8 protein-coding genes and 2 pseudogenes are annotated in these 9,683 nt (G+C 44.9%); 1 reads left to right on the forward strand and 9 read right to left on the reverse strand.

Features of this window, described 5'->3' with window-relative positions; genetic code table 11:
* Positions 1–710 precede the first annotated feature (710 nt).
* Together PVA01S_RS25380 and PVA01S_RS25385 are read right to left on the reverse strand one after the other, a co-directional pair.
* Positions 711–1,141, reverse strand: a pseudogene (locus PVA01S_RS25380) (DUF2179 domain-containing protein); the annotation flags it as partial.
* Positions 1,138–1,778: pseudogene (locus tag PVA01S_RS25385) on the reverse strand (phytanoyl-CoA dioxygenase family protein); the annotation flags it as partial. The pseudogenes PVA01S_RS25385 and PVA01S_RS25380, both read right to left, overlap by 4 nt.
* A gap of 49 nt (positions 1,779–1,827) precedes the next feature.
* Between PVA01S_RS25385 and PVA01S_RS25390 the strand changes: the two are divergent.
* Positions 1,828–2,697, forward strand: coding sequence for a BCCT family transporter (locus PVA01S_RS25390; protein ID WP_412760945.1), 870 nt, complete (start codon positions 1,828–1,830; stop codon positions 2,695–2,697).
* Between the two features lie 450 nt (positions 2,698–3,147).
* On the opposite strand, the gene PVA01S_RS25395 is transcribed toward PVA01S_RS25390, so the two are convergent.
* The 7 genes from PVA01S_RS25395 to PVA01S_RS25425 all read right to left on the reverse strand — a co-directional run bounded on the left by PVA01S_RS25395 (position 3,148) and on the right by PVA01S_RS25425 (position 9,675).
* Positions 3,148–3,552, reverse strand: a complete 405-nt coding sequence (locus PVA01S_RS25395) for a DUF421 domain-containing protein (RefSeq protein ID WP_244933051.1) — start codon at positions 3,550–3,552, stop codon at positions 3,148–3,150.
* A gap of 319 nt (positions 3,553–3,871) precedes the next feature.
* Positions 3,872–4,228 carry a monovalent cation/H(+) antiporter subunit G gene (gene mnhG, locus PVA01S_RS25400; protein ID WP_127610619.1) on the reverse strand — a complete coding sequence of 119 codons (357 nt, stop codon included), beginning with the start codon at positions 4,226–4,228 and terminating at the stop codon, positions 3,872–3,874.
* Entirely contained in the window at positions 4,212–4,502 is a 291-nt protein-coding gene (locus tag PVA01S_RS25405; RefSeq protein ID WP_412760946.1) for a Na(+)/H(+) antiporter subunit F1, read from the reverse strand. Before PVA01S_RS25405 ends, mnhG begins: the two co-directional genes overlap by 17 nt.
* Complete coding sequence (locus PVA01S_RS25410; RefSeq protein ID WP_127610613.1) at positions 4,502–4,981, reverse strand: Na+/H+ antiporter subunit E; 480 nt, start codon at positions 4,979–4,981, stop codon at positions 4,502–4,504. Before PVA01S_RS25410 ends, PVA01S_RS25405 begins: the two co-directional genes overlap by 1 nt.
* 5 nt (positions 4,982–4,986) lie before the next feature.
* Positions 4,987–6,465, reverse strand: a complete 1,479-nt coding sequence (locus PVA01S_RS25415; protein ID WP_127610615.1) for a Na+/H+ antiporter subunit D — start codon at positions 6,463–6,465, stop codon at positions 4,987–4,989.
* Positions 6,458–6,796, reverse strand: coding sequence for a Na(+)/H(+) antiporter subunit C (locus PVA01S_RS25420; RefSeq protein ID WP_054796211.1), 339 nt, complete (start codon positions 6,794–6,796; stop codon positions 6,458–6,460). Before PVA01S_RS25420 ends, PVA01S_RS25415 begins: the two co-directional genes overlap by 8 nt.
* A 2-nt stretch (positions 6,797–6,798) precedes the next feature.
* A complete protein-coding gene (locus PVA01S_RS25425) occupies positions 6,799–9,675 on the reverse strand; it encodes a Na+/H+ antiporter subunit A (protein ID WP_127610617.1) in 2,877 nt (958 codons plus the stop codon).
* Positions 9,676–9,683: the final 8 nt, after the last annotated feature.

The following is a 9,683-nucleotide window of genomic DNA, read 5'->3' on the forward strand; positions in this document are numbered from 1 at the left end:
CATTATGCGGCATACGCTTTTTATTTTTTTGATTTTAGGACGACATTCGGCTACTGAATTAAAAAGATAAGTTTGTGTCGTCCGACGGGGCGGGTGTTGGTGTGGGTAATTGACGGAATGAAAAAATTCAATAAGCAACAAGAGTCATACTAACTTTATTCCATGACATATTCACAAAACCCGTATTTTGTACATATGTATATAAATCGATAAAACCCCTTTTATGTTAACCTGTCGGACGACATGTCGGATGACAAGAACTTGTACCCATTCCCGACATAAATGTTTAGATGCAGTCTAAATAGAATTGAGCTAGTGTATCCGGGATTAAATGGCCTGCTGAATATGTTGTAATATGTATATGTATTTTCTTTTTACGACTCAATTAACGCACGCCACAGTTTTGATTTATCTATGCGTCGATAGCTAATCTTACGGCTCCAAACGATCTGTCGAGACCTTAATTCAGGCCTCTAAATCTAATGCCGACTCATATTCCTTGTTTTCAAGCGATTTTAAAAAAGTATCAATTAGCTCCTTGTCTGATAATCTTTGTAACACTTAAATAACACCTTGCTTTTCATGGTATTTTTAATATTTTTATACAAATAAATGTTTTATAAGTGTTAGAGTTTTCTATGGTAGGTACTAAATTTTATTACGGAAACTAGAAAAACAACCAGCAAAGGTGGTTGTTTTTCTAGTCAACCTTTAATTAACCGCTTTTCGTTATTTCTTTTGACCAGTACTTGCAGGACCAGTCGCTTACCGTCCCCCTTCCATCTGCTGGCCAGGACGTAACCCCGTATCCTTTTTCTCTTAGCTGAGCGGCAAGCTCCATTTCCAAGGAGTCAACGATAACTTGCACTACCAGATACCCCAGTGTCAAATATTCTTCGATTCGACTGCCCATATAAACCCCAATCCCGAAACCGATACAATATGCGGCCATATTATATGGATTATTCACGTTTTGCAGCATCAAGTTAAGACCCATCAAGTAAATAAACACTTCGAGCATGGCCAGGAAGGACGCCAATCCCCTTTTTCCTTTGATGACAAGAATAAGGCGCAGCGTGAAGATCGATACATATACAACGTTTATACCGATGATTGAACCGATTAGAGGAAGAGAAATCATAATCCCTTTCGGGTGGCGATGAATTCCGGTCTGGCCCTTTGTCCCGAAAATGGCTCTCCCACTTTGTTGTCAACGCTGTTGTATACAATGAAAACGTTACTGCGAGTCATCGGCGTAATGTTGCTGTTAGAGCCATGCATAATATTACAGTCAAACAACACAATCGATCCCGCTTTTCCAACCGGCGTATCGATCCCGCCTTGTTTGGCTAGGTCAGTTAGACTTCCATGGTCTGGCCCCCCGTACTGCTGCTTTCTAACGATTGCTTGAAATGGTTTTCCGGGGTCTCTCCTACACACGCAACAAAGTGTTTATGGGAACCCGGAATGACCATAAGCGGACCAGTGAAATGAAAGTTATCCTCCAAGGCAATGGAACAGCCGAGTGCTCTCATTCTCGGCATGCCGTCTTCGACATGCCAGGTTTCAAAGTCAGAGTGCCAATAAAATTCTTTACCGGTAAAGCCCGGTTTAAAATTAATTCTGGACTGATGGATGTATGGCTGGCTGCCTAAGATATACTCAACAATAGCAAGCAACCTCGGATGCCGTGACAACTCTTTAAAGACAGCGTTAATGTGATGAATCGCAAACACCGATCGGACTTCGTCGCTCTCAGGTTCGCGAATAATTACATCCGTTATATTTGTTCGGGCGGAAATAGACACGTTTGCGGTATTTGCCACCATATTCGGCGTTGCTGCCTCATTAGGTTTAGGAGCCGCGCAAATTAACGGCGGTATCAGCTATTTAACCGGTATTCCTAATAATTTTTCCGTGCAGCTAATCATTATCGCGATAGTCACCGTTCTATTCATTCTATCGGCCGGCACCGGTTTAGATCGCGGCATTAAATATTTAAGCAATGCCAATTTGTTTTTGGCGGTTATTTTGTTCATCAGTTTTTTATTTCTTGGTCCTACCGTATTCCTGTTGGATTTGTTCACTACGACGTTCGGGGGATATGTTCAGAATTTATTGTCTATGGGATTGCGTCTCGCTCCTTTTAATGAACGCAATGCCGAATGGCTCAGATCATGGACCATTTTCTATTGGGCCTGGTGGATTGCATGGGCCCCCTTCGTAGGCACCTTTATTGCGCGGGTGTCCAAAGGGAGAAATGTTAGGGAATTTGTGATCGCGGCTTTAATTATTCCCTCGATTGTGTGTTCTGTTTGGTTTGGAGTGTTCGGGGGAACCGGGATTTATATGAAGCACGTATTAGGCTTGAATGTTTCAGGTCAAACTCTTGAGACAGCATTGTTTTACATCTATGACCACCTTCCGATGTCGATGTTATTGGTCATCTTGACATTATTTTTAGTTAGCACGTTCTTTATCACCTCGGCCGATTCCGCCACCTTAGTACTAGGCATGCAGACGACCTATGGCAGCTTAAATCCTCCGACTATCGTTAAAGTAATATGGGGCCTTGTTTTGTCGGCCTCAGCGGTTATTCTGATGTCTTCCGGTGGATTACCGGCATTTCAGACAGCCATCATAGTTAGCGCCTTACCCTTAGCGATTATTCTCTGCTTATGGCAGTATCCGTGCTAATATCTTTCCATTCTGAAATGGCTCCAAAAACTGGCCGGCCTGTGAAAAACGAAACCTCCTTGCATAATGAAACGGATGCTTCGCTGCCTAACAAACAAAAGGCTCGTACTTAGGTATTAACCAATTTTAGTGGAAGAACAATCCCCCTCCAGTCAACAACGTAAGTCCGTCTTAACGGATACTTTTTTCGCTGTCGTCATGAGGGGAACATATCGCAATGCCATTAACCTGTTCCTTGTGAGACGAGACTTGAAATACCAAAGTTATCACGCATGAGCGCCCCCGTATGTAAACAAACATGTTTCCTCGCCTTCATCGATTGTGTTTCCGGAACTTTGCATGTCTTTAAGAGCCTTATCTGCACCGCATGCACCAGTATAACAGTTTCGTGTTCCACGCGCTTAGATCACCGGATACCTCCAATACATCAGATAAGCTCGTTGCATACAGTTACCGTAGTTGCTCTGGCGGGCGAGGGTCATGCCCTCCTTTTATCACTTCAGTAAACAGATTGTTATAAGATGTCACCTGATCTTTCTCCGTAGCACTATTACTATGCGGCCATTTCGTTTCGATAAGGCTGATAAGTTTCTGAATATCTTCTTTGCTCGCTGGCTGTTTTTCTGCCTTCAATTGACACCCAATTTGTCCACTAACCTCTAACGTCGCCCACTCTACATCGCTAATATTGGCTATACCGGCTTGTCTAAGCCTTTGCTCTAGTTTATCAACCGATAATTTAACTTTCTTCATATTTTCCGGTATTAACTGCCCATTACGAATTACTATTACGGGTTTACCGGTGATTAGTGTTTCAAGTCCCTCAACTTTCAGTTGAATAAATTCTGTCAACATCAATAGTAAAATACGCATAAGCCATTGAAGGAAACACAGACTGGGCTGCTTAACGAACTGTGTGTCCGTTAGTTAAACGTCTACAACTATATTTTAGTCTAATAGTTTTTTTCTCAAAATTAGATCAATATTGGAAATTCGTAACCATTGTGATAACAGTTATCCGCAAAAGGAATTTAATTGGTCGCTTCAAATGCTTGTTGGAACCTCATGAAGGAGTGAGTGTTTGTTCCTAAAGAGGCATCGATGTGGTAAATAAGAACATGAATGTCTCATAAAAAGCAAAAAAAGCAGTCTCTATGTGAGACTGCTTTTCCCCTTATTTGCTCTCCTTCTTTTTTAAGTCCTTCGCCAAATCATCCTGCACGCTTCGCTCCCACATCGGTACGCCCGAGCGGTACGCCGCTCGTCCATTCAAATGACCGGCCACAGGTGCTGTTATAAATACAAAGACGATGCCAAGCAGCAACTTGGCGCTTACATGCTCCAAAAAAAACGCAAAATAAAGAAAAGCGCCGACTAAGATGAAAAGCACGCCTAACGTTGCGCTTTTGGTTGCAGCATGCGAACGCAGATAAACATCTGGCAGCCTGATCAGACCGAATGCGCTTAGTGCGCTTATCAAAGCGCCTGATAATACTAGCAATCCAATCAGAATTTCACCGATCTGAATCATCATCTCCGCTTTCAATGACAACACCTCTTTCTATATATCGCGCAAAGGCGGTAGTTCCTATAAAGGTCAAGATGCCTATGACCAAAATGATGTCAAAGTATGCATAGGTTTTTAGCAGCATGCAAATGACCGCGATCATGGAAAGCAGCAGAACCCCGATCGTGTCCAGCGCGGCGATACGGTCCGAGATCGATGGCCCTTTCAGCAGCCGATACATACAGCAAACGATCGCAAGTGACAAAATGGCTAACGATAATAGCAGCAAACTAGACATCACGAGCGCGTCACCTCCATAATCGCCCTTTCAAACGTACCTTTGATCTGCTTAGACAGCTCATTCACATCCTCGATATCCATGGCATGAATATACAGTGTCTGGCCGTCCCGCGCCACATCCAACGTCAATGTGCCGGGGGTCAAACATATGAGGCAGGATAGAACGGTAATTTCCCAATCCGATTTAAGTTCCGTTTCTAGCGCGAATATGCCTGGTCGAACGGCAAGTCGGGGCCGGATAATTTGCATTATGACCAAGAAACTGGAAATAATTAGCTCTTTAGTAAAGAGGACAAGCAGCTTAACAACCGCCCATAATCGTCTCATATAAAAGTCATGCGGCCAGAAGCGGCTAAGCAGTCCAATGCAAATGATCCCGAGCAAGTACCCGACCGTAAACCGTGGAGCCGAGAAGTCATTGTATAAGAACATCCAGACGAAGGCAATCGCCAGGTTTAACAATATTTGTAAGGCCATCTCTTCTACTCCTTCAGTACCGCATTAATGTAAATTTCCGGATTCATCAGTGTGTTTCCAGCCTCCGATACGACCCGATATACCCACTCCGAGCCAAGTCCCATCAAGATCATAATAATAAACAGACCCCCAGCCGATAAAAGCATCCCTTTAGAGAGAACCGTCTGAGGATTCGACGACAGTTTCTCTTCTCCCCAAAAGGCGCTTATAAATAATCGGACTAATGAATAAAGCACGATAAAACTGGATGCAACAGCGATACCAGTCAGCCAGAAATAATGCTCCTGTAAGCCTCCCTGAATGATGAGCAGCTTACCCGCAAAGCCGCTAAGCGGTGGAATACCCGCAATCGCTAGAGCGGTGATGAAGAGCATCCAGCCCATTACCGGATGCCGCTTAATCATGCCGCCCATTTCCTTGAGCTGGCTCGTGCCAGTTACATGTACGATTAGGCCTCCCAAAATAAAAAGCATCGCCTTCGCTACCATGTCATGCAATAAATAAAAGACGACTCCGTCCATCGCAGTCTTAGCGGTCACTGACAGCCCAAAAGCAATGAACCCTACTGTAATGACAACATTATAGTTTATTATCCGTTGCACGTCCGAGTAGGCTATGGCCCCGAATGCACCAAGGATTATTGTAGCGGCGGCCATCCAAGCAATCCAGCTATGAGTAATAACCGGGTCGTGGTAGAACACGAGTGTAAAGGTCCGAATCAACGCATATAAGCCTACCTTCGTCAATAGAGCGCCGAATAATGCCGACACAGCTGCCGGCGGAACGCTGTAGGATCCGGGAAGCCAAAAGAAGAGAAACAAGCCCGCCTTTAGCGAGAAAACAATCATGAACAAAATGGCGATGACGTTTAATACGCCTTCTTGGCCTGCCTCTGCTACCCGCAGGGACAGGTCCGCCATATTCAGCGTACCTACAACGCCATATAAATAAGCTACAGCCGCTACGAATAACGTGGACGATAAAATATTGATTAAAATATATTTTAGCGTTTCGCGCAGCTGCCTTTTCGTTCCGCCAAGTACAATCAGCGCATAAGAAGATATCAGCATCACCTCGAAACAGACAAACAAGTTAAACAGATCTCCAGTCAAGAACGAGCCGTTAACCCCTACAAGCAGAAATTGAAAGAAAGTGTAATAATAATAACGTTCCCGCTGCTCCCCGACCGTACCGAAGGAGTAGAACAAACAAAAGGCTCCAACAATCGTTGTTACAAGAACAAGGAGCGCAGCCAGCATATCAGCTACAAATATGATTCCATGTGGCGGGAGCCATCCTCCCATATGCAGTGTTTGAATGCCTTCCGTTCTTACTTGATACACTATCATCCCTGCGGAGGCTGCTGTGCCCAATAAACTAAGGCTGCTAAGCCACCTTTGAAGCGATATCTTATTTTTGAGAAAAATAAGGACAGCAGCTGTACATAAAGGGATAAGAAGTGGAAATACAAGCAGATTATTCATCTTCCTTCCCCCTTAATTCCTCCATATCGTCCGTTCCCAGTTTCTGATAAGCCTTATAGGCAAGCACGAAGAAGAAGGACGTAACGCCGAAGCTGATCACAATGGATGTTAAAATAAGCGCCTGCGGCAGTGGATCCACATAGGACTCTGCCTTTTGCCCCAGCAGCGGAGCGGCCCCTGTTTTTAAACGGGACATCGTAAGCAAGAGCAAATGAACACCGTGCGTAAGGAGTGAGGTACCCAGTATAATGCGCAGCAGGCTTTTCGACAGCAGCAGGTACACGCCGACGGTGAACAGCGCGCCAATCGCAAGTGACATGTATAGTTCCATCTTTACTTATCCCTCCCTATCGCCAAAATAATCGTCATGGTGATGCCAACGACGGTTAGGTAAACGCCCAAATCAAACAGCATTGCGGTTGCCAATTCGGTATGGCCAAGCAGCGGCAGATTCCGATAGCCGAAGGTGTGGCTAAGAAATGGCACATCAAACAAGAAAGAGCCTACACCCGTGAGTAAAGCGACTAGAATGCCCACAGCACTCACCTTGCGGAAATCGATCGGAATGACCTCGCTAACCGTCTTGATGCCAAACGCCATTGCTAACAGTACGAATGCGGCAGCCGTCATCAGCGCTCCAATAAAACCGCCGCCAGGCTCATTATGTCCGGAGAAAAACAGGTACAAGGAAAACGTCAAAATGATAAATATAACAACCTTGGATATTGTCTTCAAAATTACATCATTGCTTCGTATTCCATTGATCGGAAGCTTACCTCCACTCTCCCAATAACCAGGGGTAGCGGGTTCCTCCTCATGTTTTATCTTCAATCTGATTAGAGCATAGATCCCATAGGATGCAATACCAAGCACAACAATCTCCAGCATCGTATCAAAACCGCGAAAATCAACAAGGATGACGTTAACAATATTTTTACCCCCTGCGAGGTTGTAGCTTTCCTTAATATAAAAATCCGCTATCGATTCAAACGATCGGTTGCTGCTTGCGCTTAGAGCAAGTAAGGTCATTACCACGCCCACCCCAAGCGCGATTACGAAATTCGGCAGTTTAAAGCTCAATGTCTCAATCTCTTTCTTCAGTTTAGGCAGATGGTAGAAGCACAGAAGGAATAACGTAACGGATACCGTCTCCACGATCATCTGGGTCAGCGCCAGATCCGGCGCACGGAAGATGACGAAAAACAAGGTGACCATATAACCGACCGTACCTGTCAATATGATTGCAAGCATTCTCGTGCGGGCGAACGGAACGGCAATCACTGATACGATAAGCGCGAAAATCACAACCGCTTCATATAACGACATCGGCGCATATTCGGAGAAGTCAAACCGCATATTCGCAGAGCCGCCCATTGTAATCGTAATAGAGACAATCAAAAACGCAAAGATATAAATCAAATAATGGCGAATGGAGCCCGTCATGTAACGATCTGTTAGACCTTTTGCTCCTTTATCCAGCATGTTAAGCCCGCCATCATAGGTTTTATTTAGGGATACCCCGCTAAATAACGGCCGGTGAAGCCACGTTACGCGATGATACAGGCGGTAAAGTACAATTCCCGATACGACAACGCCTATCGTCATAAATACTTCAGTCGTCCAGCCATGCCACATATGAATATCCGTATCGAATTGTTGTCCTGGCAGTAGCAGAGTCGGATGAATCGCTGCCATTGCCGGCTCGATTAGTGTGTACGACAATAAATTTGGAAACAAGCCGAAAACGACAGCGAGCGATGCCAGAACAACAGGAGGAAGAAGCATGCCAAGCGGAGCCTCATGCGGCTTTTTCTCCAGCTTGTCGAACTGCTGCTTCCCTGTAAACGTTTTGAATAACAATAACATACTGTATAAGAACGTGAAGATACTCGCAATCCAAGCAATAACTGGGAAGAACACGCCTATAAACTGCATATTAAAAACATCCATCTTCAGAATGTTAAGGACGGCCGTAAAAAACATTTCCTTGCTCAAAAAGCCGTTAAACGGCGGTAGTCCGGCCATGGAGGATGTCCCGATCAAAGCGATGGAGAAGGTCACCGGCATGACCGACATTAAACCGCCCAGCTTACGGATATCTCTCGTTCCCGTCTCATGGTCGACGATACCCACAACCATGAACAAGGCGCCTTTGAATATCGCATGATTGATAAGATGGAAGATACCCGCCATCGTAGCTTTCACGTAAAACAAAGACTCGCTTGTTCCGGAATAAATGGCTGCTGCCGAACCAAGACCGAGCAAGCTCATAATAAGTCCCAGTTGGCTGATCGTTGAAAAGGCAAGCAGTGATTTTAAATCTGTCTGCTTGAGCGCTCGATATGATCCATAAATCAAGGTCACGATCCCCGTTCCGGAAACAAGCCAAAACCAGACTGCTTCGCCAGCAAATATCGGGCTAAGCCGTGCCACCAAATACAATCCCGCCTTAACCATAGTTGCGGAATGTAAATACGCGCTTACCGGCGTTGGTGCTTCCATTGCATCCGGCAGCCAAATATGAAACGGGAACTGTGCAGACTTCGTGAAGGCCCCCAGCAGAACAAGCAGCATCGCAGGACCAAATAAGCTGTGCTCCGTTATCGTGTTTACATTCGCGAGAATTTCCCTATTGCTGAATGTTCCTGTCATAACGTAGAGCAGCACGAACCCGCTTAGCATCGCCAAGCCCCCGAACACGGTAATAAGCATTGATTTTAAAGCGCCGTACCTCGACTTTTCCCTTTGGTACCAGAAAGCGATCAGAAGGAAAGACGAAATGCTTGTCAGCTCCCAGAATCCGTACAGCACAATCAGGTTATCGGAAAGCACTACCCCGAGCATAGCTCCCATGAATAGGAGCAAATAAATGTAAAACTGACCGATCGCTTCTTTTCTTTTGTTCAAATAAAAGATCGAATACAGAATAACTAAGGAACCGACCCCCGAAATCAGAAGCGCAAACAGCAGACTGAGCCCATCCAAATAAACGGTAAAATTCACTCCTAGTGAAGGGATCCACGGTACCGCGGCCGTTAATCGCTCCCCATCCTGAACCTCTGGCAACCGTACCAGAAAATAAATAAATATCAAAACGGGTGCAGGCAAAATAAACCATCCGGTATGGATGTGCGGCATCATTTTATTCAGAATCAGGCTGCCTAACGCGAAAATAAAAGGCAAAATAATAACAAGATGCAACAAATACAAAGTTCATC

Source organism: Paenibacillus validus NBRC 15382, assembly GCF_004000985.1.
Lineage (GTDB): Bacteria > Bacillota > Bacilli > Paenibacillales > NBRC-103111 > Paenibacillus_G > Paenibacillus_G validus.